Source organism: Streptomyces cacaoi, from assembly GCF_006539165.1.
In the GTDB taxonomy this organism is placed as follows: domain Bacteria; phylum Actinomycetota; class Actinomycetes; order Streptomycetales; family Streptomycetaceae; genus Streptomyces; species Streptomyces cacaoi.
The window spans coordinates 1-23,184 of record NZ_BJMM01000044.1 but is presented as its reverse complement, the minus strand read 5'-3'; the positions used below and the strand labels follow the sequence as shown (position 1 = coordinate 23,184).

20 protein-coding genes are annotated in these 23,184 nt (G+C 74.3%); 9 read left to right on the top strand and 11 right to left on the bottom strand.

All coding sequences use genetic code 11. The features are described from left to right. Positions 1 to 233: 233 nt before the first annotated feature. A complete protein-coding gene (gene hisC / locus SCA03_RS28215) occupies positions 234 to 1,313 on the bottom strand; it encodes a histidinol-phosphate transaminase (RefSeq protein WP_030880796.1) in 1,080 nt (359 codons plus the stop codon). A 488-nt stretch (positions 1,314 to 1,801) separates the two neighbouring features. On the opposite strand from hisC, the gene SCA03_RS28210 reads away from it, so the two are divergent. The 3 genes from SCA03_RS28210 to SCA03_RS28200 all read left to right on the top strand — a co-directional run bounded on the left by SCA03_RS28210 (position 1,802) and on the right by SCA03_RS28200 (position 6,201). Then, positions 1,802 to 2,986, top strand: a complete 1,185-nt coding sequence (locus SCA03_RS28210; RefSeq protein ID WP_030880799.1) for a LacI family DNA-binding transcriptional regulator — start codon at positions 1,802 to 1,804, stop codon at positions 2,984 to 2,986. Positions 2,987 to 3,376: 390 nt separating this feature from the next. After that, positions 3,377 to 4,681: a metallophosphoesterase family protein gene (locus tag SCA03_RS28205; protein ID WP_030885917.1), complete on the top strand. Its 1,305-nt coding sequence runs from the start codon at positions 3,377 to 3,379 to the stop codon at positions 4,679 to 4,681. 386 nt (positions 4,682 to 5,067) lie between these two features. Further along, positions 5,068 to 6,201, top strand: coding sequence for a hypothetical protein (locus SCA03_RS28200; protein ID WP_230988963.1), 1,134 nt, complete (start codon positions 5,068 to 5,070; stop codon positions 6,199 to 6,201). 11 nt (positions 6,202 to 6,212) lie between these two features. Here the strand turns inward: SCA03_RS28200 and SCA03_RS28195 are convergent, their stop codons facing one another. The 4 genes from SCA03_RS28195 to SCA03_RS28180 all read right to left on the bottom strand — a co-directional run bounded on the left by SCA03_RS28195 (position 6,213) and on the right by SCA03_RS28180 (position 9,358). After that, on the bottom strand, positions 6,213 to 7,397 hold the full coding sequence (locus tag SCA03_RS28195) for a cystathionine gamma-lyase (protein WP_037866025.1): 1,185 nt from the start codon (positions 7,395 to 7,397) through the stop codon (positions 6,213 to 6,215). Positions 7,398 to 7,435: 38 nt separating this feature from the next. Next, positions 7,436 to 8,374, bottom strand: a complete 939-nt coding sequence (locus tag SCA03_RS28190; protein WP_308698377.1) for a fructosamine kinase family protein — start codon at positions 8,372 to 8,374, stop codon at positions 7,436 to 7,438. Further along, a complete protein-coding gene (locus SCA03_RS28185) occupies positions 8,371 to 8,916 on the bottom strand; it encodes a low molecular weight protein-tyrosine-phosphatase (protein WP_037849416.1) in 546 nt (181 codons plus the stop codon). The genes SCA03_RS28190 and SCA03_RS28185 overlap by 4 nt, the downstream gene beginning before the upstream one ends. A gap of 61 nt (positions 8,917 to 8,977) precedes the next feature. After that, the gene (locus SCA03_RS28180) at positions 8,978 to 9,358 is read right to left on the bottom strand and encodes a phage holin family protein (protein WP_030880817.1); all 381 of its coding nucleotides are present in this window, start codon (positions 9,356 to 9,358) and stop codon (positions 8,978 to 8,980) included. 203 nt (positions 9,359 to 9,561) lie between these two features. Here SCA03_RS28180 and SCA03_RS28175 point away from each other — a divergent pair, with 203 nt between their 5' ends. Then, entirely contained in the window at positions 9,562 to 9,879 is a 318-nt protein-coding gene (locus SCA03_RS28175; RefSeq protein WP_030880820.1) for a cupin domain-containing protein, read from the top strand. Positions 9,880 to 10,089: 210 nt separating this feature from the next. Beyond that, a complete protein-coding gene (locus SCA03_RS28170) occupies positions 10,090 to 10,311 on the top strand; it encodes a DUF5326 family protein (protein ID WP_030880822.1) in 222 nt (73 codons plus the stop codon). On the opposite strand, the gene SCA03_RS28165 is transcribed toward SCA03_RS28170, so the two are convergent. Next, positions 10,274 to 11,788: a YibE/F family protein gene (locus tag SCA03_RS28165; RefSeq protein ID WP_078874656.1), complete on the bottom strand. Its 1,515-nt coding sequence runs from the start codon at positions 11,786 to 11,788 to the stop codon at positions 10,274 to 10,276. The two genes, SCA03_RS28170 and SCA03_RS28165, sit on opposite strands and share 38 nt — an antisense overlap. 198 nt (positions 11,789 to 11,986) lie before the next feature. Between SCA03_RS28165 and thiC the strand changes: the two genes are divergently transcribed. Continuing rightward, positions 11,987 to 13,786 carry a phosphomethylpyrimidine synthase ThiC gene (gene thiC / locus SCA03_RS28160; RefSeq protein ID WP_030885931.1) on the top strand — a complete coding sequence of 600 codons (1,800 nt, stop codon included), beginning with the start codon at positions 11,987 to 11,989 and terminating at the stop codon, positions 13,784 to 13,786. A gap of 119 nt (positions 13,787 to 13,905) precedes the next feature. Here thiC and SCA03_RS36875 read toward each other — a convergent pair whose 3' ends face one another. Next, on the bottom strand, positions 13,906 to 14,946 hold the full coding sequence (locus SCA03_RS36875) for a BRO-N domain-containing protein (protein ID WP_141275727.1): 1,041 nt from the start codon (positions 14,944 to 14,946) through the stop codon (positions 13,906 to 13,908). A gap of 316 nt (positions 14,947 to 15,262) precedes the next feature. On the opposite strand from SCA03_RS36875, the gene SCA03_RS28150 reads away from it, so the two are divergent. Continuing rightward, positions 15,263 to 15,856 (top strand): NUDIX domain-containing protein, encoded by a 594-nt coding sequence (locus SCA03_RS28150; protein WP_086816374.1) that lies wholly within the window; start codon positions 15,263 to 15,265, stop codon positions 15,854 to 15,856. Between the two features lie 45 nt (positions 15,857 to 15,901). Here the strand turns inward: SCA03_RS28150 and SCA03_RS37350 are convergent, their stop codons facing one another. The 3 genes from SCA03_RS37350 to SCA03_RS28135 all read right to left on the bottom strand — a co-directional run bounded on the left by SCA03_RS37350 (position 15,902) and on the right by SCA03_RS28135 (position 20,282). Continuing rightward, entirely contained in the window at positions 15,902 to 17,560 is a 1,659-nt protein-coding gene (locus tag SCA03_RS37350; RefSeq protein WP_371863999.1) for a pyridoxamine 5'-phosphate oxidase family protein, read from the bottom strand. Between the two features lie 421 nt (positions 17,561 to 17,981). Beyond that, positions 17,982 to 19,286 carry a globin domain-containing protein gene (locus tag SCA03_RS28140; protein ID WP_078873107.1) on the bottom strand — a complete coding sequence of 435 codons (1,305 nt, stop codon included), beginning with the start codon at positions 19,284 to 19,286 and terminating at the stop codon, positions 17,982 to 17,984. Between the two features lie 222 nt (positions 19,287 to 19,508). Continuing rightward, positions 19,509 to 20,282 carry an HAD family hydrolase gene (locus SCA03_RS28135; protein ID WP_086817852.1) on the bottom strand — a complete coding sequence of 258 codons (774 nt, stop codon included), beginning with the start codon at positions 20,280 to 20,282 and terminating at the stop codon, positions 19,509 to 19,511. Positions 20,283 to 20,476: 194 nt separating this feature from the next. Here SCA03_RS28135 and SCA03_RS28130 point away from each other — a divergent pair, with 194 nt between their 5' ends. Continuing rightward, positions 20,477 to 20,875, top strand: a complete 399-nt coding sequence (locus tag SCA03_RS28130) for a GNAT family N-acetyltransferase (protein WP_051846049.1) — start codon at positions 20,477 to 20,479, stop codon at positions 20,873 to 20,875. Between the two features lie 202 nt (positions 20,876 to 21,077). Here SCA03_RS28130 and SCA03_RS28125 read toward each other — a convergent pair whose 3' ends face one another. Beyond that, entirely contained in the window at positions 21,078 to 21,515 is a 438-nt protein-coding gene (locus tag SCA03_RS28125) for a MarR family winged helix-turn-helix transcriptional regulator (RefSeq protein WP_086817853.1), read from the bottom strand. 194 nt (positions 21,516 to 21,709) lie between these two features. Between SCA03_RS28125 and SCA03_RS28120 the strand changes: the two genes are divergently transcribed. Continuing rightward, positions 21,710 to 22,690: a quinone oxidoreductase family protein gene (locus tag SCA03_RS28120; protein ID WP_086817854.1), complete on the top strand. Its 981-nt coding sequence runs from the start codon at positions 21,710 to 21,712 to the stop codon at positions 22,688 to 22,690. Positions 22,691 to 23,184 lie beyond the last annotated feature (494 nt).

Here is a 23,184-nt window from a genome sequence, read left to right as displayed (position 1 = left end):
CACCGGACGCCCGCGGCTCCGTTCCGCTATGCCCCGGTAAGGACGGGAACGCGAGTGCGGTCGTGAATGCGTTCACATTCACAAGCATTATGCCGCGCCCCCATTTCCGACATGTCACCGGGGGGGGACCCCCGCCGCGCGGAGGCCCCCGGCCGACACCCGCGATCAGGCCCCGGCCACCGGGTCCCGGGTCTCCGGAACCCGGGACCGAAGGCCCTGGCGGACGGCGCTGCCTAGGAGGAGGCGAGCTGCTTCCGGAAGCCGGCCGCGACCCCGAGGAAGAGATCGTTCGCCTCGGTCTCCGCGACGGACACCCGCACGCCCTCCCCGGGGAACGGCCGGACGACGACGCCCGCCTGCTCCGCGGCGGCGGCGAACTCGCCCGTCCGCTCCCCCAGCCGCAGCCACACGAAGTTCGCCTGCGACTCCTGCACGGTCCACCCCTGCGCCCGCAGCTGACCGACGACCCGGCTGCGCTCGGCCACCAGCGCCGACACCCGCTCCAGCAGCGCGTCCTCGCTGCGCAGCGAGGCCACCGCGGCCTCCTGTGCGAGCTGGCTCACCCCGAACGGCACGGCCGTCTTGCGCAGCGCGTCGGCCACCGGCTCGTGCGCGACGGCGAACCCGACCCGCAGCCCGGCCAGCCCGTACGCCTTGGAGAAGGTGCGCAGCACACACACGTTGGGCCGGTCCCGGTAGTGGTCGAGCCCGTCCACCACCCGCTCGTCCCGGACGAACTCGCGGTACGCCTCGTCGAGGACGACCAGCACGTCCCGCGGCACCCGGTCCAGGAACCGCTCCAGCGCCTCGCCCGGGATGGCGACCCCGGTGGGGTTGTTGGGATTGCAGACGAAGACGAGACGGGTGCGCTCGGTGACGGCGTCCGCCATCGCGTCCAGGTCGTGCTCCTCGGTGTCGGTCAGCGGCACCTGCACGGCGCGGGCGCCGGAGATCCGGGTGACGATCGGGTACGCCTCGAAGGACCGCCACGCGTAGACGACCTCGTCGCCCGGCCCGGCCGTGGCCTGGACCAGCTGCTGCGCGATACCCACCGAGCCCGTACCGGTCGCCAGATGCGCGGCGGGCACCCCGAAGCGCTCGGACAGCTCGGCGATCAGCCCGGAGCAGCCCAGGTCCGGGTAGCGGTTCATGGCCGCGGCAGCGGCGGTGGCCGCCTCCAGCACACCGGGGAGCGGCGGATAGGGGTTCTCGTTGGAGGACAGCTTGTAGGAGGTGGCGCCGCCCGCCGCGGGACGGCCCGGCTTGTAGGTGGGGATGTCGGCCAGCGCGGCGCGCAGCCGGGGGCCGGGCACCGCCTTCCCCCGCGCGTTCGACGCCTCCGCCACGGCACCCGCCGCGTCGTCGGTGCGTACCCCGCCGCCCTGCTCGCTGCGCTCGCTCACCGCTGCTCCTCCTCGGGTGTCCCGTCACTGCCGCCGGTCCGGGCGGCCCGGTGCCCGGCACCGGGCCGCGCCGACCGGCGGCCGCCAATACTGCTCACCATAAGAGGATTGGGCCGCCCGGCGTACGGTGCCGACGGGTCGTGCGCCTGCCGGGGCCGCGCGCTGGTGGCGGGCGCGGCGGCGCGCATCACTCGTCACGGTGACTTGGTCCCCGCCTTCCACTGTCCCCGATCCGGCCGGGAACCGTGCCGACGCCCACCCCGCACCGGGCGTTCTGCCCTGCGCTGTCTGCGGTTTCCATGGTCGTCACGGCCTGTCGCTCATGCAGAATCGTGCCTGCTCGCCCCGGTTCCACGTCCCCTTCCCGGTTCCGGCAGCGGGCCTACGATCGGGTCGCCATGACAGCAGCAGAGAAGCATCAGGCGAGCGGGACACCGGCCGCCCGCCCCACGGCGCCCGCCGGCCCGGCGGGGGCCGCCCCGGGCGAGAGGTGCCCCGGGCCCCGCGGCGGCTCCACCCGGCGCGGACGGGCCGGGATCCGGGACGTCGCCGCGGCGGCCGGCGTCTCGATCACGACTGTCTCCGACGCCCTCAACGGCAAGGGCCGGCTACCGGACGCCACGCGGCGGCACGTCCGCGAGGTCGCCGAGCGGCTGGGCTACCGGCCGTCGGCCGCGGCCCGCACCCTGCGCACCGGCAAGTCCGGGCTGATCGGCCTGACGGTCACCACCTACGGCGAAGAACCGTTCACCTTCACGGAGTTCGCGTACTTCGCCGAGATGGCCCGGGCCGCCACCTCGGCCGCGCTGGCCCGCGGCTACGCGCTGGTGATCCTGCCCGCCCCGGCCCGGCACAGCCCGTTCGACGTGTGGTCGAACGTGGCGCTCGACGGCACCGTCGTCATCGACCCCTCCGACCAGGACCCGGTCGTCAGCGAGCTGGTGCGCTCGGGCATCCCCGTGGTCTCCGACGGCCGGCCCAGCGGCGCCCTGCCCGTCACCGCCTGGGTGGACAACGACCACGAGGAGGCCGTCCACGCGCTGCTCGACCACCTCGCCGAGTCCGGCGCCCGCCGCATCGGCCTGCTGACCGGCACCAGCACCGACACCTACACCCGGCTGTCCACCCGCGCGTATCTGCGCTGGTGCGAGAACGCCGGGCAGGACCCGGTGTACGAGGCGTACCCGGCGCACGACCCGTGCGCGGGCGCCGTCGCCGCCGACCGGCTGCTGGCCCGCCCGGACCGCCCCGACGCCGTCTACGGCCTCTTCGACCCCAACGGCACCGATCTGCTGGCCGCCGCCCGCCGCTACGGACTGCGGGTCCCGGAGGACCTGCTGCTGGTGTGCTGTAGCGAGTCGACGGTGTACGAGACGACGGAGCCGCCGATCACCACGCTCTCCCTGAAGCCGGGCCGCATCGGCAACACCGTCATCCAGCTGCTGATCGACGCCATCGAGGGCATCGGCCCGCCCCGGCCCGTGCAGCAGGTGATGCCCACGGATCTGCTGGTGCGCACGTCCTCGCTGCGCCCCTCGCCCCGCACCACCGTCGCCGCACCGCGCAGGCCGGGCCCGGGCTGACGGAGCGGTACGCGGTCGTCGGCAGGCGTACACAGCCGTAGGCAGCCGTAGGCAGGCGTACACAGTCGTGCGCGGCCGGAGCGGCCACCGGCCGGACGGCGCACGGTCCGGGGATTCCGTTCGGTACGAGAGCGGAGAATTGCGGAGGAATGCGCGCCCCGTTCGGCCACGGCGCCAAATGCGGGCCCCCAGGTGCGTCACAAGCCGCGATCTGCGTTCCTATGATTGGGGGCACCTCCCGGCGAAGGCCGGGAAGGACGACACCGGGACCAGCTCCCCGCCTGGGTATGCGTCGGGGGGCTCCGGGCCGTCGGACCAACGGCCGGGAGTTTCCGAGGGCCGGCGGGCCCGGACGAGCGGTGGGAGGTCTCGGTGCACGGCGGCGGCGCAATGGTGGAGGGGTCGATGACTCAGGGGGCCGGTCAGGGACCCGACGTATGGCACGGCGGGGAGACGACGTACGGGGTGGGGACCGGCGCGGGTGTGCCCGCCGACGCCCGGCAGCAGTCCCCGGCGCCGCCACCACCGGGCGGCCCGGGCCCCGGCGTTCCGGTCCCGGAGACCCCGCCGCTCACCGGCCGGGAGGCCGCACATCCGCCCGGTTCCGCACCGCCCCCGCCGATGCCGGCGGGGCCCGCCGCGCCCGGGCAGCCCGCTGCCCCGCCGCCCGTACCGCCGCCCGCGCCCGCGCCGGTGCAGCCGCCCGCGGGCACGGGCGCACCGCGCACGCCGCCGGCGGACGAGGGACTGCCGGAGGCGTACACACCGACCGAGCGTGACCTGCCGGTGCTCACCGGCGGGGCGCCCGAGGTGCGGGAGCCGACGATGGTCGATGTGCCGGCCACCTCGGCGGCCCGGAACGACGGCGACGGCCCGCTCTACGTCGTCGGCGACGTGCACGGCTATCTGGACGAACTCCGCGAGGCGCTGCGGAGGTTCGGCATCATCGACGCGGACGACCGCTGGATCGCGGGCAACGCGCGCCTGTGGTTCCTGGGGGACTTCACCGACCGCGGCCCGGACGGCGTCGGCGTCATCGAGCTGGTCATGCAGCTGTCCGCGGAGGCCGCGGCGGCCGGCGGCTACTGCAAGGCCCTGATGGGCAACCACGAGCTGCTGCTGCTCGGGGCGAAGCGGTTCGGCGACCAGCCGGTCAACTCCGGCGCCGGCACGGCCTCGTTCCAGGCCGCGTGGCTGCTCAACGGCGGCCAGCGCACCGACATGGAGCGGCTACGCGACCACCATCTGCAATGGATGTCCCGGCTGGACGCGCTCGCGCTCGCGGACGGCCATCTCCTGCTGCACTCGGACGCCACCTGCTACCTGGACTACGGCGCCACCATCGAGGACGTCAACGACGCCATCACCGAGGCACTCCAGCGTAACGACGCGGAGGAGACCTGGGATCTGTTCCGCAAGTTCACCAAGCGGTTCGCCTTCCGGGACGAGGAGGCGGGCCCCGGCGCGGTGCGGGAGATGCTCGACACCTTCGGCGGCAAACGCCTCGTGCACGGGCACAGCCCGATCCCGTATCTGCTGGGCGAGGTGGGCAGCGAGGACGGCACGGACGACGAGGAGCGGTCGCCGCGCATCGAGGGCCCGCACGTCTACGCGGACGGCCTCGCGGTGGCCATGGACGGCGGCGTGACCATGGCCGGGAAGCTGCTGATCGCCCAACTGCCCCTCGTCCCCTGACGCCTGCGGTCCCGGCCGACGTGCGCTGACGTGCGCTGATATGCGCTGACGTGCGCGCCGTGCCGCCCGCCGTCCCTCCGCGACGGGCGGCCGGACGCGCTCATCGATGCAGTCGGGGGCGCGCGGGTGTGCTCTCACGCGCCTTCTGATTCAGGGGCCGATTCCCGGGCATGCGTTTCCCAGAAGTGATCGACCGGGGAACGCCACCGGGGGGCCGGCACGGAAACTCTCTGTCAGTCGAGGGGCGCGGCGCTCTACCATCGGCGGTGCCCTGACGAGTTCTCCGACAGCGTCGGCCGCGCCGGCGACGGCTGCGCCGACACCGCTGCCCACCGGCCCGCCCCGCTCTCGACCGGTCGCCGTGAGGCCCTACGGAGCATCGGGGGATGCACATGAACAGCGCTCCGCACCTGTTGCAGGAAGACCGTCCCGAGTTCGAGCGGATCCTCGACGAGGCCCTGCGTACCGCTTCCCGCCGCCCCGGACTCTCCGCCGTCGGCCACCGCCTGACCGTCGACGAGCTGCGCACGAGGGCGCTCGGCGCCACCACCGCGATCGCCGCCCGCGCGGAGACGGAGTACCGCGCGTTCGTCCGGCTGCGCGCCGAGTTGCGCCGCCCCGGGAACGCGCCCTCGGTCCTCGACGGCGCCTCCACGCGGACCTCCCGCGCCGCCGGGGCTGCCGAGGCCGCGGGGGTCGCGGGGACAGGCAGCACGGGCAGCACGGACAGCGTCTCCGGAGCGGATTCCGGCGCCGCCGGGGGCCCTTCCGGTGGCGGGTCCGACGGCGCCGCCGGCGCGGAGGGGGCCGACGGGCGCACCGGCGGGGTGTTCGCGGGCGGCGAGGGGCTGCTGGCCGAGGCGTCCGGTGCGGGGCTGATGGCGATGGTCTCGGTCCTCGTGCCGGTGCTGGCCGGCACGGCGGCCGTCATCTTTCTGCTGCTGGGGTACGCGCTGCACCTGGTCACGCCCGAGCCCGCCGCAGCGGGGCCGATCCGCACCGTCGGCTGGATCTTCGCCGGGCTCGCGGCCGCTGCCGTCCTCATCGCCATGGCCGGACTCCTGCTGACCGCGCTGCGCAACGGGTCGAGCGCCGTGCGCGCCCCTCGCGGCGGCGGGCCACCGGGCCGCAGGCCGGGTGCGGGTGGCGGCGCACCCCTGCACGACGGCGGGCTCGCGGCGGAGGTCGACCGGGCGCGGGAGGCGTGGCGGGCCGCCCTGCTGGAGCGCGGCGTCGTGCCGTTCCTGCGGGAGGCGCTCGCCGATCCGCGTGGGGCCGGGCCGGAGCCGTCCGGCCAACTGACCGGTGAGTGGGCGACATTGGGCTATTCGCACCCGGGCTTCTCCAGCCGGCCCGCCACCGAGGTCTTCGACCAGGAGGAGACCCGGCCGCGCTACTCCAGCCCCGACTTCTCCCGCCCGGGCCACGGCCTCCAGGAGAGCGGACGGACGGAGAGCGGACGCCCGGAGCGGCGGCCGGAGGGCGGGCGGCCCGATCACGAGGGCCCCGCGGCCCCCTGACCGGCGGGCGGTCAGCCGCCGGCCGCCACGTCCAGGGCGTGCCGGACGTCGGTGACGAGGTCGGCGGCGTCCTCGACACCGGCGGACAGCCGGATGAACCCCTCGGGCACCTCGTCCCCGCCCCAGCGGGCGCGGCGCTCGGCCGTGGAGCGGACCCCGCCGAAGCTGGTGGCCTGGCCGACCAGCCGCAGGGCCGCGAGGAACCGCTCGGCGTGCGCGCGGTCCGGCAGGGTGAACGAGACGAGACAGCCGTAGCGGGTCATCTGGCGCACGGCCGTCGCGTGCGCCGGGTCGCCGGGCAGCCCGGGGTGGCGCACGTCGCGGACCTCGGGGCGCGCGGTGAGGGCCTCGGCGAGGGCGAGGGCGTTGCCGGCCTGCCGCCGGGCCCGCAGCTCCAGGGTGGCCAGCGAACGGTGCGCGAGCCAGGTCTCCATGGGCCCCGGGATCGCACCGACCGTCTTGCGCCAGGCCCGCACGGAGCCGGCCAGCTCCGGATCGCGGCAGGCCACATAGCCGAGGAGGACATCGCCGTGCCCGGTCAGCCCCTTGGTGCCGCTGGCGACGGAGAGGTCGGCGCCGAGGTGCAGCGGACGCTGTCCGAGCGGTGTCGCCAGGGTGTTGTCGACGGCGACGAGCGCGCCCTCGGCGTGGGCCGCGTCGGCGAGGCGGGCGATGTCGCACACGTCCAGGGACGGATTGCAGGGCGTCTCCAGCCACAGCAGCTTCGCCCCGCTCAGCTCGGCGAGCTGGGCGTCGGCGGCGGTCGGCGCGGTACGCACCCGGACGCCGTGCTCCTCCAGGCGGGTGCGGAGCGCGGCCAGCAGGTTGTAGCCGTCGGCGGGCAGCACCGCCACGTCCCCGGGGCGCAGCCGGGAGAGCAGGACGGCGGAGATGGCGCCCATGCCGGAGGAGAAGCTGATCACCTCGGTGTCCGGGTCGCCGGGCGTCTCCAGTTCGGCGAGGGCGCGCTCCAGCCGGGACCAGGTGGGGTTGGCGTCGCGGCCGTAGACGTAGCCGTCCAGGGCGGCGTCGTCCGGCAGGTGGTAGTGCGCAGCGAAGACGGGGCCGGGCAGCGGCGGCTCGTAGGGCTCGTCGGCGGGCAGCCCGGCGCGGACGACACGGGTGCCGTCGGCGTCGTTGGCCGGGCCGTAGTCGAGACCGGGGCCGGTCAGCGGGTGCTCGTCCGGTGCCGTCATGCTCTCGCCCTCCGTCGTGCGCGCGGCCGCGCGGGCCGTCAGCCGAGCGCCGCGCGGGCGGCGGCGCCGCTCTGAGCACCGTAACCGCCGCCGAACAGGACGGCATGTGCCAGCAGATGCTGGAGCTGGTGCAGCGGGACCCGGGCGGCGCGGCCGGGGACGGGGCGCACCTCCTCGTACGCGGCGAGGATCCGGGGCAGTTCGGGGCAGCCGAACAGTTCGAGCATGCCGAGGTCGGTCTCCGGGTGGCCGCCCTGGGCCGCCGGGTCGATGAGCCGGGCGTGCCCGTCCGCGGCCCAGTGCACATTGCCGGACCACAGATCGCCGTGGATGACGGCGGGCGGCTGCGGCGGGCCGGAGACGGCCGGGTCGTCCAGTCGGTCGCAGAGCGTCTCGACGGCGCGGGCGTCGGCGGGGGCGATCCGGGAGCTGTCGACGGCCGCGCGCAGCAGCGGCAGCAGCCGGTGTTCCACGTGAAACGACGGCCACCGGGCGGGGTCCGTGACCGGCTCGGCCGGCGAACCGAGGGGCAGCGGGCCCAGATAGCAGGGCTCGCCGGGTGTGCCGTACGAGGGCGCGGAGGACGCGTGCAGCGCGGCCAGTTCCCGGCCGAACCGCTCGGCCTGCGCGGGATCGGGCCGGCCCGGTTCGACCCACTCCAGGACGAGCACGTCCGGCTCGGCCGCGAACACCTCGGGCACGGCGACCGCACCGGTGGCGCCCAGCCGCGCCAGGCCGGCCGCCTCGGCGGCGAAGAAGTCGCCGGGCGCGGTGCGCAGCGCCTTCGCGAAGACGGTGCGGCCGGCGCCCTCGGCGAAGGTGAGGCCGATCCGGTAGGCGTCGCAGATGTCGCCGCCGCGCACCGGTTCGGCGCGGGCGCCGGCCGCACCGAGCAGCCGGGCCGTCCGGGCGGCCACCACGTCGGGTCCGTGGTCCCCGGCGGTGCCGCCCGGCCCGCGCGTACCGGCGGCGCTCACCGGCCGCCTTCCGGGGCGCCGGCCGCGCGTGCCTGCGCGCCGCCGGGGCCGGCCGCGTCGACCGCCGCCGCCACCTCGTCGAGCAGGCCGGGGACGGCGGCCTCCACCAGCTCCAGGCAGAGATCGAAGCCGCGCGGGCCGCCGTAGTACGGGTCGGGGACGTCCAGTCCGCCCGGCCCGGTGCCCGGGGCGTCCGGGTCGTACGAGCGCAGCAGGCGCACCTTGGCCTCCTCCGTGCTGTTGCGGGCCAGGGCGCGCAGTTCCCTCGCGTGGCCCTCGTCCAGCGCGATCACCAGGTCGAACTCCTCGAACCAGGAGGGCTCGAACTGCCGGGCCACATGGTCGAGCGGGCAGCCGGCGGCGTCCAGCACCGCCATGGTGCGCGGATCGGCGGGCTCGCCGACGTGCCAGCTGCCGGTGCCGGCGCTCGCGGTCTCCACCAGGCCGTCCAGGCCCGCGTCCCGCACCTGGGCGCGGAAGACGGCCTCGGCCATGGGCGAGCGGCAGATGTTGCCGCTGCACACGAAACAGACGCGGTACATCCGTTCCCTTTCTCGCGGTCCGGGGCCCGCGCGCGGCGGTGCCCCGGACGGCGCGCTTCGGTCAGTTCCGGTCCCGGTCCAGCGCCAGGTTCAGGGCCCACGAGACGATCGAGATGATCAGGCCGCCAAGCACCGCCGTACCGAAGCCCTCGACATGGAAGCTCAGATCCAGCTTGCCCGCGACCCACGAGGTGAGCAGCAGCATCAGAGCGTTGATCACCAGGGTGAACAGCCCCAGCGTGAGCACCAGCAGCGGCAGCGAGAACAGCTTGACCACCGGCTTGACCACGACGTTGACCACGCCGAAGATCAGCGCCACGACGATCAGCGTGAGCGTCTTCCTGCCCCCGTCGTCGCCGGTCAGCGCGATGTCGCCGAGCAGCCATGTGGCCACGGCCAGCGCCGCGGCATTGGCCAGCGTCTTGATGAGGAAGTGCGTCATTCTGAGATCGTCGCAGAAGTCCGGGCGGTCGTCACAAGGCCGAGGGCGGAGCCGGGCGGGCCAGGGGGACACCGTCGCTCACCGGCGTGCGGAAGAATCGAGGGGCGGGGCACGGAGACCCGTGCAGGACCGTGCAGATCCGCGCAGGGCCGTACAGGCCGTGGAGAGAAGGGGCGGAACGTGACCGGGAAGGCGGCGCAGCGGTGAAGGTGTTCAAGCTGGACGAACTGGAGGCCGAGCGCCATGCGAACGAGGGCGCCTACCTGCGGTTCCTCAGCGAGCGGAACATGTCGGCCGGGCTGTACGCGCTCGACCGGGGCAGCCCGGACCCGCAGCAGCCGCACCCGCAGGACGAGATCTACTTCGTGGTCAGCGGGCGCGCCTCCCTCACCGTGGGCGACGAGACGACGGAGGTGGCCCGCGGCAGCGTCGCCTACGTCCCCGCGGGGACGGCGCACCGCTTCCACCACATCTCGGAGGACCTCCGCGTCCTCGTCGTCTTCTCGCCGCCGGAAGGCTGAGCCTTCTCGTCACCGGAAGGCCCGACCCGGGTGCTCCCACCCGCGGAGGGCCGAGGCCGCGCGGGCGTCAGGGTTGTGTCGGGGTCGGGTTCAGGGGAGGACCGGGGCCGCGGCCTCCCCGCCGGCTTGCCGGGTTGCCTAGCATCGAACGCACAGATCCCCCTGTCCCCGCGCATCCCGCGGGGCCGAACTCGGAAGACGGAGCACCTCATGGACGTGAAACGCACCTTCGCCGGCCTGCCGTGGTGGGTGACGTGGGTCGCCATACCGGTGATCGCGCTCGTCGTCTTCGGCAGCCTGATCGCGCACATCGTCGGCTTCCTGGTCGGCCTGCTGTTCAAGATCCTGATCTTCGCCGCGCTCGTCGGCGGCATCATCTACCTGGTCCGCCGGTTCACTTCGGCTTCCTCCTCCTCCCGCGGCGACTGGTGAGCCGGTCGCCGGCGGCGCGTCCCGCCGGCACCCGTGCGGCGGGGGCCGGCGCCCCGGACGGAACGCCCGGCCGTGCGGCGGCCGTTCGGGGCCGGGAGCGGTCGGCCGAGACGACCAGCGCGGCCAGCAGCGTCGTCACCGGCACCGAGGCCACCAGGCCGATCGAGCCGACCAGCGTCCGCACGATCTCCTCGGCCACGACCTCGCTCGTCGCCACCGACGTCACCTCGCTGCGCGCGATCGAGAAGAGCAGCAGCAGCGGAAGCGCGGCCCCCGCATAGGCCAGCACCAGCGTGTTGACGACCGAGGCGATGTGGTCGCGGCCGATCCGCATCGCGGAACGGTAGATCTTGCGCCAACTCGCCCCCGGATCGGCCTCCTTCAGCTCCCACACGGCCGACGTCTGCGTCACCGTCACATCGTCGAGCACACCCAGTGAACCGATCAGCACGCCCGCCAGCAGCAGGCCCTGGATCTCGATGTCCGGGTAGAGGCCGTGCACCAGGCCCGTCTGGTCGTCGGTGTTGCCGGTCAGCTTCGCCCAGCCGATGAACAGCGACCCGAGCAGTCCGATCAGCAGCAGCGAGACGAGGGTGCCGAGCACGGCGACGGACGTCCGCGCGGACAGCCCGTGGCACAGATAGAGCGACGCCAGCATGATGGCGCTGCCCCCCACCACCGCCACCACCAGCGGGTTCGAGCCCTGGAGTATCGCCGGCAGGATGAACAGCGTCAGCACCGCGAAGCTGATCACCAGCCCGACCAGCGCCAGCACCCCGCGCAGCCGCCCCACCAGCACCACCACCAGCGCGAACACCGCAGCCAGCAGCACCATCGGCACATCACGGCCGGCGTCGATCACGCTGTACTGGAGCTTGCGCGGCGCCTTCTCGGCGTACGCCGCGACGACCTCCTGGCCCACCGTGAACGTCCGGGTGGCGTCCGGGGTGACCACCTCGGTGAACGTGTGCCCCGCGTCCTTGCCCTCGGCGATCTCCACGGTGGCCTTCTGACAGCCCCGCCCGCCGTCTCCACCGTCTCCGCCGCCGCCCGGCTGCGCACCGCCGGCCGCGCCGCCTCCCATGCCGCCGCCGCCCGAACCCGTGGACGGCTGGCGCACATTGACGTCGGAACAGTCCACCGCGGCCAGCGCCGTCACCTTCGCGTGCACGGTCGGCCGGTCGAAGCCGACGCCGGTCGGATCGTGCCCGTGCCCCGGTGCGCCGCCGGGCCACAGGGCCACCAGGCCCACCAGCACCGCCAGCGCGAACGGGATGAGCACCGCGCCGATCACCGTCCGCAGATGGGCGGAGACCGGGGCCGGCGGGCCGTGGGCGTGGCTGTGCCCGTGGCCGTGCGCGGCGGCGGGATCGTGCCCGGCCGCAGGGCCGTCTCCCGTGGCGGGGCCCGGCCCGGCGGAGGGGGCGTCGGCCGGGTACGGGCGGGGCTCGGGGCCGGGTGCATGCGAGTGGGTCACCGCCCGATCATCGCAAGAACGCCCCGGGCGGGGTGTTCACCCGGGCCTGTGTGCCGTTAGCGTAGAGGCGCCTTTGCACATCGCGGGAGCTCCGAGCACGGGGCTGAGAGGGCGCTGACCTCCGTGGACGACCACGGAAACGGCTGCGCCGACCGCCGAACCTGGTACCGGGTAATGCCGGCGTAGGGAGTGGGTCTCATGACCACGCAGGATGCGCGCACGTCTGCCGCGACGACCACGACCGACGGCGCGATCGGTTCGCACAAGGACTACCTCGAAGGAGCGCGCCCGGACATCCGCGTCCCCGTCCGGCGCGTCCACCTCACCAACGGCCGGGACGTGACGCTGTACGACACCTCGGGCCCGTACACCGACCCGGCCGTCACCACCGACGTACGGCGCGGTCTCGCCCCGCTGCGCGAGAACTGGATCATCCAGCGCGGGGACACCGAGGAGTACGCGGGACGCGAGCTGCGCCCCGAGGACGACGGCCTCAAACACACCGCGCCGCGCGGCGGACGGCTCCAGGGTGCGGCAGGCGATCTGGCCGGGCTCGACGCCGTCTTCCCCGGCCGGCCCCGCCAGCCCCGGCGCAGCCGCGACGGGCGCTCCGTCACCCAGCTCGGCTACGCCAAGCGCGGTGAGATCACACCCGAGATGGAGTTCGTCGCCGTCCGCGAGAAGCTCGAACCGGCCTTCGTCCGGGACGAGATCGCCGCCGGGCGCGCGGTGCTCCCGGCCAACGTCAACCACCCGGAGACCGAGCCGATGGTCATCGGCCGGAACTTCCTGGTGAAGGTGAACGCCAACATCGGCAACTCGGCCGTCACCTCCTCCATCGAGGAGGAGGTCGAGAAGATGACCTGGGCGACCCGCTGGGGCGCCGACACCGTCATGGACCTCTCGACCGGCCGCAACATCCACACCACCCGCGAGTGGGTGCTGCGCAACTCGCCCGTGCCCATCGGCACCGTGCCGCTCTACCAGGCGCTGGAGAAGGTCGACGGCAAGGCGGAGGAGCTCAGTTGGGAGGTGTACAAAGACACCGTCATCGAACAGTGCGAACAGGGCGTCGACTACATGACGGTGCACGCCGGCGTCCTGCTGCGCTACGTCCCGCTGACCGCCCGCCGCAAGACCGGCATCGTCTCCCGCGGCGGCTCGATCATGGCCGCCTGGTGCCTGGCACACCACCAGGAGAGCTTCCTCTACACGCACTTCGGCGAGCTGTGCGAGATCCTGCGCGCCTACGACGTGACGTTCTCGCTCGGCGACGGGCTGCGCCCCGGCTGTATCGCCGACGCCAACGACGCGGCGCAGATGGCCGAGCTGGACACCCTGGGCGAGCTGAACCGCATCGCCCGCGAGCACGACGTCCAGACCATGATCGAGGGGCCCGGGCACGTCCCGATGCACAAGATCAAGGAGAACATCGACCGCCAGCAGGAGGTCTGCGACGAGGCGCCCTTCTACACCCTCGGCCCGCTGACCACCGACATCGCCCCCGCCTACGACCACATCACCAGCGGCATCGGCGCCGCGATGATCGGCTGGTGGGGCACGGCGATGCTCTGCTACGTCACCCCGAAGGAACATCTGGGCCTGCCCGACAAGGACGACGTCAAGACCGGCGTCATCACCTACAAGATCGCCGCGCACGCCGCCGACCTGGCCAAGGGCCACCCCGGCGCCCAGGACTGGGACGACGCCCTGTCCGACGCCCGCTTCGAGTTCCGCTGGGAGGACCAGTTCAACCTGGCCCTCGACCCGGAGACGGCTCGCGCCTTCCACGACGAGACCCTCCCGGCCGAACCGGCCAAGACGGCCCACTTCTGCTCCATGTGCGGCCCGAAGTTCTGCTCGATGAAGATCTCCCACGAGATCCGGGAACAGCACGGCGACGCCCTCACCCCCGACGAGGTGGCCGCCGGCATGGCCGAAAAATCCCGCGAGTTCGCCGCCTCCGGCAACCGCGTCTACCTCCCGGTCACCAACTGACCACCCACCGGCCGGCGACCGACGGCCGGCCGACCGCCCTCTGACCCCGCGCCCGGGCCCCGACGGACCCGGGACCGACCACGCACCGCCACGCTTCCGGGGCGGCGGCCGACTCCCGGCTACCGCCCCGGAAGCACATACACGTACGCACCCCCGGCATCCGTACCGCACTGCCGGAAACAGCGATGCCGCAACAGCAGCCGCAACGCGGCCAGCACCCGCGCCTGCGACAGCCCCGTCCGGGCCGCCACCTCCCCCGGACACACCCGGGCCTCCCCGCGCGCGGCGAGCTGTGCCGCCACCAGCAGCGCGACGGGCCACACATCGGCCGTGATCGCCAGGTTCCGCCGCTGCCACAGGGCGACCAGCCCCTCGGCCGTCACACCCGCCCCGCCCTGCCCCGGCTCAGGCTCCGGCTCCGAGTCGGTGGCCGGCGCCCCGGCCGGGACCGCTTCCGGCCCCCGGCGCCCCGGCTCCGCCATCCGCTCCACGCCCTCGGCGATCCGCCGCAACAACGCCAACGACTCCCCGCGGAACCGCCGTTCGTCCTCCTGTGCGGCGATCCACTGCTCGTCCAGCCGCAGATTGTGCTGCTCCAGCCGCACGATCGCCTCCGCGACCTGCCGCGGCATGGGATGGACGACGGACCTCCCCACCCCCGGCTCCCCTCCCGCAACCGCTCCCGGCTCCAGCCCCGGACCCGCCCCCGGTCCTGCTGCCGGCTCCGCCGCCGCTTCGCCCGGCGGCAGCGCGGGCCCCCGCTCCGGAAGGCGGTACACACCCTCCCGCTGCACGGTGACGACCACCTCGCTCACCCACCTCTTGAACGGCTCCGCCTCCGGTTTGGTGCAGCCGTTCACCAGCCGCACCAGACCGTGGACGTTCACCATGCGCATAGCCTTTTGCAGCCTCCGACCAGCCAGTTTGCGCAGGGCGTCTGCTCCATAGACGCCTTCTGCAAGCTCCTGCAAACTGGTGCTGCACTCGCTGGGCACATGCCACGCCAGCGCCTGCCGGGTGTTCGCGTAGCCGAGGTGTACGGCCACGTCCACGGCCGGGAACCAGTGGGTGCCGTCCGGCAGGGTCAGTCGGCGGACGCGGGCCTGGGTCGCTCCGTACACGAAGTCGTCGATGGCGATGGCGTCCTGTCGCTCGGTCATGAGCTCACCTCCGGAACCCACACAAGCAACCGAAGGCTCGAACGCATAGGTGATTAACGATCGTTAACCCGGACGAGTGACAGCGCGCAGGCCGTGGACAGCAGAAAGGGCGGTTCGTGGCTCCCCCCTCGTGCCACGAACCGCCCGGCGCTTCCTGTGAAGAAGCGTGCACACAAGGTTAGTTGACCGAGCGTCAGTGGCCAATCACAGTATTGGCCATTTGTCCGCGAAACGTTGAGCCCTGGACCACAGCGGAGGCCGTTCCGGACCGCCTCGTCCGGGTTTGGCCCCGGGGGCGGCGGGCCAGACCTCCTGCATGTCCGACGCACCATCCGAGGGCCCGCACCGCACACACGACGAGAGCGACGGGACCGGCGAGTCCATCGAGCCCGGCGAGCGCGGAGTCCCCCGCGAACTCCCCGTGATCAAGCGCACCGCCCGCGCCATCCTGTTCGACGAGGCCCCGCACCCCGGCAGAGGGCCGGGACATCTGATCGTCATCAAGCGCACCAAACCCGGCGAGGCCCCGTACTGGATCACACCCGGCGGCGGTGTGGAGCCCGGTGTCGACCGCAGTGTCATCGAGGCTCTGCACCGCGAGGTGGACGAGGAGTTGGGCGCGAAGGTCACCGACGTCGTGCCGGCCTTCGTCGACACCGTGCGGGACCCGCGCGAGACCCCGGGCGGGGTGAAGGTCCAGCACTTCTTCGTGTGCCGGCTGGTCACCATGGAGCCCGGGCTGCGGCACGGCCCCGAGGTGGAGTCCCCGTGCGGCGACTACGAGATCGTCCGCCTGCCCTTCACCCCGGAGGGCCTGACCCGGGTGAACCTCGTCCCGCCGACCCTGCGTTCCTACCTGGCGGCCAACATCGAGGGCATCCCCTCCCTGCTGGCGCACGACCTCGGCTGAGGGACACCGCCGGCCGGTGCCGGGCCCGGACGCCTCGGGGTGTGCTCAGCCGAACCAGCCCTGGAACGCCTGCTGTTCGGGCTCCTCGTGGTGGGTGGCGCCCCTGCGCTGGGCCTCGGCGAGCGCCTGCTCGGCCTGCTGGAGCCAGTCGAGCCCGCCCTGGCGGCCGGGCCCGGGCTGCTGCGGTGCGATCCCGGTCTGCTGCGGTGCGGATGCTGTCCGCTCGTGGCCGGACTGTGGCCGGTCGGGCCCCGGCCGCCCGTGGCCGTGCTGCTCCGGCGCGGGTCCGCCGGGGGTGCCGGCGCCGTACCCGGACGCGGTACGGCTCCCGTCGGCCACCGGGTCCGGGGCCGGGGCCGGGGCCTGTGGCACACCGCCGCCGCTCCACGCTGTCCCCGGCTCCGGTGTGGACGGCGCGGACGAAGCGCGCGAGACGACGGGGGGCACGGGCGGCACGGGCGGTGCGGGTGGCCCGGAGGGTGCCGGGGGACCGGACGGTGCCGGGGGACCGGACGGTGCCGGGGCGTCGAACGGCGTAGACATCGTTGAGGGTGCTGCGGGTGCCGAGGCCGCCGAGGGTGCTGTCGGTGCCGGGGGCGCGGGTGTCGGCGAAGGTGCGGCAGGGGGTGCCGCGGGTGCCGGTCCGGGTGGGACGGAAGCGCCGGGGAAGTCGGGCAGGGACGCCAGGTCCGGCCCCGGGAGCGACGCGAGGTCCGGGCCGGCGAGCGGGGCGGGGTCCGGCACGGGGTCGCCGGTGGGGGGTTCCTGGTCGGCGGCCGCGACGGGCGTGAGGTCCCGGGTCCGGTCCCCGGCCGCACCGGGTGTGGGGCCCGTGTTCTCGTCCGCGGCGGCGACGGGCGCGAGGTCCCTGCCCCGGGCGCCGACCGGGTCGGGCACAGGGCCGGGCGCCCGGCCCGGCACGGTGTCCGGGGCGGGGCCGGGGGAGGTGGGAGACGGGTCGGGGGATGCGGGGGACGGGCCCGGGAGGACGGGTGACGGATCGGGGGAGGGGGCGGAGGGCCGGGCGGTGGGGGGTGCGGAGGGCGGTGTGGCGGAGAGGGGCGTGCGGTGGCCTTCACGGACCGCACGGGCCGCGCCGAAGAAGTCCCCGCCCTTGCGCTTGTAGTCGTCCGTGCCCCAGTCCCGCGCGGACCGCCGGGGCGCCTTCTGCATCTGGGGTATGTGCTTGGCGCAGTGGATGTACGCCTCCTCGACCGTGATGCGCACCCACAGCACGGCCCGCCTGCCGGGCACGGGGTCCTCGGGCAGGTCGGGGGTGACGGCGCGCAGGTCGGCGTCCTCCACCAGTTCGGCCCGGCCGTTGATGTGCAGGCCGATCCGGGCCATCAGGAAGTCGACGAGCAGGATGCCCAGTTGGGGGTTCTCCTCGATGTTGCCGAGGCTGGCGTGCACGCCGTTGCCCCGGTACTCGGGGAAGACCAGCGTGCGGTCGTCGAGGACGCGCAGGAATCCGGGCGGTCCGGCGCGGAAGGTGCTGTCGCAGGAGCCGTGCCGGTCGGCGGTGGCGAGGAAGAACATCTCCTGGCGGGCGACGAACTCCTGCATCCGCGGGTTGAGATGGTCGAGGACCTGTTCGTCGTAGAACCGGTCGGCGCGTTCGGTGGTGCCGAGCCGCTGCTGGAGCCGGTGTTCGCCGTCGCTGCCGGGCCGGTGACGCCCCGGCAGCCCCTCCGCTCCCGGCACCCCGTCCGTTCCCGGCCCCGCTCCGTATCCGGACACACCGTCCGGCCCGGCCCCGGTCCCGACATCGGACACACCACCCCGCCCGGCTGCGGTCCCGGACGCGCCGCCCGGCCCCGCTCCGTACGCGGAAGCCCCGCCCGGCTCTTCCGCGTACCCGGCTCCGCCGCCCGGCTCCGCCGCGTGTCCGTATGCGCTGTTCGACGCCACGCCGATGTCCCCACTTCCATACCGTCGTCGGCTTGTTCCCGTGTCCCCCTCGGGTCTCCCCCGTCACCGCCGGCGTCCCCGCGGCCCCCGGTCCCCTGTGTACCGGACGGGCGCGGCGGCCCCGGTGGCCCCCGTGTGTCTCCCCCGTACCGCGCGGCGCCGGGCCTTCCCCCCGGGCGCGCGGTGCCGGACGCCGTCGTCCGGGCCGGGCGGTCTACGCCCCCGTCGCCACCAGTTCCTCCAGGGAGTCGTGGCGGATGCGGTGGGTGGGGATGCCGAGCCCCACCAGTGTCCGGACGCCGCTTTTGATCATTCCTGGGGGTCCGGACAGATAGCCGTCCCAGGCGGACCAGGGCCCGTGCGCGCGCACCGCGTCGGGCAGCCGGCCGGTCAGCGCGTCACCGGTGGCGCTGCCCGCGGCGACGACGGGACGGACGGCGAGCCAGTCGTGGCTGCGGGCCAGGCCCAGCAGGGTGTCCAGGTCGTAGAGGTCCTCGCCTCGCCTGGCGCCGTAGAAGACCTCGACGGGCCGGTGCGTCCCGTGCCGGGCCACGTCCTCGACGAGCGCCTTGATGGGGGCGATCCCGGTGCCGCCGCCCAGGCACAGCAGCCCGCTGCCGGCGTCGTGGTCGACGGTCATGGAGCCGGTGGGCGGGCCCAGGCGCAGCACGTCGCCGGGGCGGGCGCGCTGCACCAGCGCGGTGGAGACCCAGCCGGCCGGGACGGCGCGGACATGGAAGGTCAGCAGCCCGTCGGGCCGGGGCGCCGACGCGAACGAGTAGTTCCGCCACACCCGCGGCCACCAGGGCGTCTCCACCGCCGTGTACTGCCCGGCCCGGAACGGGTAGGGCTGGTCGGTGCGGACGGTGATGACCGCGATGTCGGGGGTGCGGCGCTCGTGCGCGACCACCTCCGCCTGCCACCAGGCGGGCGCGTGCAGGCTGTCCTCGGCCGCCGCGTCGATCATGATCTGCGAGATCGCGGTGTAGGCCCGCACCCACGCCGCCTCGGTGCGCGGGCCCCAGCTCTGCGGCGCGTACTGGGCGAGGGTGGCCATCAGGCACTCGCCGATCGCCGGGTAGTGCGCGGCCTGTGTTCCGTACTTGCGGTGGCCGCGGCCCAGTTCGGCCAGGAACGCGGTGAGCCGCGGCCCGTCGTCGTACAGCCGGACCGCGTTGAGCAGCGCGCGGAAGAGCCGGTCGCGCTGGGTGTCCATGGACGCGGGGAACAGCTCGCGCAGGTGTGGGTACTGGACGAACAGCAGGGCGTAGAAGTACGCGACGGCCGCGTCCGGTGTCTGCTCCAGCTCCGCCATGGTGGCGCGGATCAGCTCCGTGTCGGAGTGGGCGACCGCATCCGTCCGCCCTGCGGCGTCCGGCTGTGCGCCGTCCTCCGGGCGGCCGCCGTGCGGGGCCGCCGTACCGGGCGCCGGTGCGGCCTCCCGGGGCGCGGGGGTGAACCAGCCCCGCTCGCCTATGTCGTCGACGGACGGGCCGTCGTTGCCCGACATGGTCGTCATCTCGCCTCGCCTCGTACGTCTTCGGACGATGTGCGCGTCCGTGTCACGGACGTTCCGGTATCCGGCCCCCGAGACACCGAGCGAGGAAACCCAGCAGTAGTCCGTGCGGCACGATGCGGGACCGACCATACCGTCAGGGCATCACTCCACAACCCCGGTCCTTGGTTCCGCAGACTTTTCTGTGATTCCGAAGGTTCCGGTATTCCGTGCACCCGGGACGAATTACTCTCGGTCGGGGACCAGCGCGCACGCCTCGCCCAGATCGCGTCCCGTGTAACCGTGTGTGGCGAGATCGTGCAGGTGAGCATCGCCGTTGACGGCCACGGACACCGGTACGGCGGCGAAGAGTTCGGCATCGGAGAGCGAGTCGCCGTAGGCGACGCAGTCCTGGAGCGAGATCCCGAATTCTGCACAGAGTTTCCGCGCGATCTTCACCTTCGCCGCCGGAGTGAGAATGCCGGCCGGGTCGATGGGGTGCCGGGGATAGCCCTTCAAGATCGTTTCCGGTCCGGCGGCGACCACCGCGGACGCCGTGGGGACCTCCGGCCAGCGGGAGCCGTGCGCGGCGTCCGCGCCCCACGCCAGCAGCCGGTGCACGAAGAAGTCCGGCGACAGGGAGATCACCGCACAGCGCTCGCCCTTCGCCCGCAGCTCCGTCCAGGTCCGGCGGATGCCCGCGAGCCACGGCGCGCCCTCGAAGGCCGCGGTCACCACCTCGTCCGTCAGCTCCGCCCACAGGGCGCAGGCGCGCTCGGCGAACTGCGGCGGCGTCAGCCGGCGCTCCGCGAAGGCCGCTTCCAGCTCGCGGATCTCCCGCTCCACACCGAGCTGTTGGGAGATCTCGATGGGCGCGGCCGAGCCGTACATCAGCGTGCCGTCGAGATCGAACAGATGCAGCCGGGGCCGCCGTTCCCGGATCCGGTCCTCGTCGCGGTCATCGCGGTCGTTGCGGTCGTCGCCGTCCGGATGTCGCGGGGTGGGTATCGCAGCGGCCATACGCCCGATCGTACGGGCGGAGCGGGCGGCACGGCAGGGACCCGCACCACCGGGGACCGGACCGCCGAGGGGCTTGAGAGGGCCGCGCGGCAAGGGCGTACGCTCCCCGGGTGACCACCGGATCCGCTGACACCCCGCCGGACGAGCTGACCGTCCGGCGCGCGACGGGCGACGACGTGCCCGACATCGTCGCCATGCTCGCCGACGACCCGCTCGGTGCCGCACGCGAGAACCCCGCCGACCTCGGCCCGTACCGCGCGGCGTTCGCGCGTATCGACGAGGACCCGAACCAGCACCTGGTCGTGGCGGCCCTCGACGGGAAGACGGTCGGCACCCTGCACCTGACCGTCATCCCCGGCCTGTCCCGGCGCGGCGCCACCCGGGCGCTCATCGAGGCCGTCCGCGTGCACGGCGACGCACGCGGCAGCGGCCTGGGGACGCGCCTGATCGAATGGGCGGTGGCCGAGGCACGGCGGCTGGGCTGCGTCCTGGTCCAGCTCACCTCCGACGCCACCCGCATCGACGCCCACCGCTTCTACGAACGGCTCGGCTTCGAGGCGTCCCACCTGGGCTTCAAGATGCAGCTCGACTAGGCCGAGCGCCGGACAGGGCTCCGGCCCGGTCGAAGCGACCCACCGGGCACCGGCCTGCCCCGGGTCCGGGCCCGGACGGCACCGCCGCACCGCAACCCCGCGATACCCCGGCACCGAGGCACCGCAAGGCGCCGAACCGCCCGGCACGTCCGCGGGCGCGCCCGACCGCCCGCCCCGCGGCGCTGCGCCGCGGCCTCGCTGTTCACACCCGGGCGACACGTTCCAGCACGCCGAGGAACGCCGTGCGCTCCTGCGCGGAGAGCCCTTCCAGGAGTGCCTCGTTGGCCTCCCGGGCCGCCGCTGAGCAGCGGTCCAGGAGACGGCGGCCGGACGGGGTGAGACGGACGGCGTTCTTGCGGCGGTCCCGGGGATCGGGCTCGCGGCGTACATGGCCGTCGGCCTGGAGGTCGTTGAGGATGCCGACCACGTCCTTGGGGTCGAGCACGATGCTGCGCGCCAACTCCGCCTGGGCGACGGGCTCGTGGTCGGCGACGGCGGCCAGCACCACGTGGTGCCACATCCGCACGCCTTCCCGTGCCAGCTCCGCCGCCACCAGCTCGCGGCCGCGGGCGGCGGCCCGGCCCAGCAGCCAGCTGGGCAGTGTGCGGATGAGGGTCGGGGCGGGGGGAGCGTCGGCCATGGGCACAGCGTATCGGGAAAACGTTGGTGTTCCCCACGGTCTGGTATACCGTGGGGAACACCAACGAACTGGCGCCCGCACCTCGCGCTCTCCGTGGGCTTCCCGCGCCCACCCACCGCAGGGCGTCCGCCTGACCGGGCGCTCGTCCACCTGCCGCGCCCGCCCGACCGCCCGCTTCCCCACCCAGGAGCCTCATGCGCCGCATCCGTCATCGCCACGGCACCCTCACCGTCCAGCACGTGCCCACCCCCGCTCCGGGGCCGGGCGAACTCCTCGTCCGCACCGAGGCGATAGGTGTGACCCTGCCCGTCGTCCGCAAGCTCGCACCGCACGGCGGGGCCGCCGACGGACCTGTCGACGAGGTTGTCGACGAGGGCGACGACGGGGCCGGGCCGGAGCCCCTGGGCGGGGAGGTGGCCGGCGTCGTCGAGGCGGTCGGGCCCGACGTCGCCGAGGCCACCGGGTTCGCCCCGGGGGACCGGGTCACCGGACTGTGCTTCGGGGACGCGTACTCCGACGCCGCCCTCCTGCACACCGCGATGGCCTCGGCCGTACCGGACCACGCCACCGCGCACGACGCCGTCGCCCTGGTGCGCGGCGGCCTGGTGGCCCTGGGCGCGCTGGAGGCCGCACACCCCCGGCCCGGAGAGACCGCGCTCGTCACCGCGGCGGCCTCCGGGGCCGGCCATCTCGCGCTCCAGCTCGCCCGCCTGCGCGGAGGCGCGGGCCACATCGTCGCGGCTGTCGGCGACCCGGCCGCCAAGGGCGACTTCCTGCGCGCCCTGGGCGCGGACGCCGTCGTGGGCTACGGCGACACCGACTGGGGCCCGCCCGCCGACTACGCGCTCGACGCCGTCGGCGGCGCGCTCCTCGGCCCGTTGGTGCGCGGCCTCACCGACGGCGGACGCCTCGTCGCCTACAGCTCCGGCGGCGGCACGCTCGCCGCACACGAGCTGCTCGCCGGCGCCAAATCCGTGACCGGTTTCCAGATCGGCCGGGTGGCCCGCGAGCGCCCCGCGCTCTACGCGGCCTGGCGCGAGGAGCTGTGGCGACTGCACGCCGCGGGAGAGCTGCGCCCCGCCGTGGCCGCCGCCTTCCCGCTCGCCGAAGCCGCACACGCCCATGCCCTGATCCGGGCCCGCGGCAACCTCGGCAAGGTCGTCCTGGAACCGTGACCCACCGGGCGCGGCCCGACGCGCCCGGGCCGTGCGCTCCGGCTGGCCCTCCGGGAGGAAGGGCCGCCGTCGGCCATCAGTTCACGGCGACCGCCGGGTATCGCCGCGGCCGACCCGCACGCGGGCCACCGGGCCGCCGCCGACGCCAACACGCTCCTCGCCCGCACCACTCCGCCCCCGCAGCTGCACCGCGACGACTGCGACGACTGCGACAACCGGCAGTGCCCACCACCGTGCCCGCAGAGCCGGATGATCCCCTCGCTCACAACGTCGGCCCTGTTCCGCGTTCCGCGCTCCCTGCGCCCTGCTCCGCGTTTCACGTGAAACGCACACCGCACACCGCACACCGAGGCCCGACGCCCGCGGACCGCGGAACACAGCCCCCGCAGCGAAGAACACGGAGCCGGGAACGCGGCACGACGCCGACGCCGCCACCGAGGCCGCCGCCGACGACGACGAGGCGGGGAGCGCGGACAGACCTCTCCGCGCTCCCC

What these genes read in the sequence shown, in the direction of transcription:
- SCA03_RS28135 (WP_086817852.1), bottom strand. Translation starts at nt 20,282, where the DNA reads ATGGCCGCTGCGATACCCACCCCGCGACATCCGGACGGCGACGACCGC.
- SCA03_RS28205 (WP_030885917.1), top strand. Translation starts at nt 3,377, where the DNA reads ATGGTGGAGGGGTCGATGACTCAGGGGGCCGGTCAGGGACCCGACGTA.
- SCA03_RS28200 (WP_230988963.1), top strand. Translation starts at nt 5,068, where the DNA reads ATGCACATGAACAGCGCTCCGCACCTGTTGCAGGAAGACCGTCCCGAG.
- SCA03_RS28185 (WP_037849416.1), bottom strand. Translation starts at nt 8,916, where the DNA reads ATGTACCGCGTCTGTTTCGTGTGCAGCGGCAACATCTGCCGCTCGCCC.
- SCA03_RS28195 (WP_037866025.1), bottom strand. Translation starts at nt 7,397, where the DNA reads ATGACGGCACCGGACGAGCACCCGCTGACCGGCCCCGGTCTCGACTAC.
- thiC (WP_030885931.1), top strand. Translation starts at nt 11,987, where the DNA reads ATGACCACGCAGGATGCGCGCACGTCTGCCGCGACGACCACGACCGAC.
- SCA03_RS28180 (WP_030880817.1), bottom strand. Translation starts at nt 9,358, where the DNA reads ATGACGCACTTCCTCATCAAGACGCTGGCCAATGCCGCGGCGCTGGCC.
- SCA03_RS28130 (WP_051846049.1), top strand. Translation starts at nt 20,477, where the DNA reads ATGCTCGCCGACGACCCGCTCGGTGCCGCACGCGAGAACCCCGCCGAC.
- SCA03_RS28125 (WP_086817853.1), bottom strand. Translation starts at nt 21,515, where the DNA reads ATGGCCGACGCTCCCCCCGCCCCGACCCTCATCCGCACACTGCCCAGC.
- SCA03_RS28170 (WP_030880822.1), top strand. Translation starts at nt 10,090, where the DNA reads ATGGACGTGAAACGCACCTTCGCCGGCCTGCCGTGGTGGGTGACGTGG.
- SCA03_RS28140 (WP_078873107.1), bottom strand. Translation starts at nt 19,286, where the DNA reads ATGACGACCATGTCGGGCAACGACGGCCCGTCCGTCGACGACATAGGC.
- SCA03_RS28210 (WP_030880799.1), top strand. Translation starts at nt 1,802, where the DNA reads ATGACAGCAGCAGAGAAGCATCAGGCGAGCGGGACACCGGCCGCCCGC.
- SCA03_RS28120 (WP_086817854.1), top strand. Translation starts at nt 21,710, where the DNA reads ATGCGCCGCATCCGTCATCGCCACGGCACCCTCACCGTCCAGCACGTG.
- SCA03_RS28150 (WP_086816374.1), top strand. Translation starts at nt 15,263, where the DNA reads ATGTCCGACGCACCATCCGAGGGCCCGCACCGCACACACGACGAGAGC.
- SCA03_RS36875 (WP_141275727.1), bottom strand. Translation starts at nt 14,946, where the DNA reads ATGACCGAGCGACAGGACGCCATCGCCATCGACGACTTCGTGTACGGA.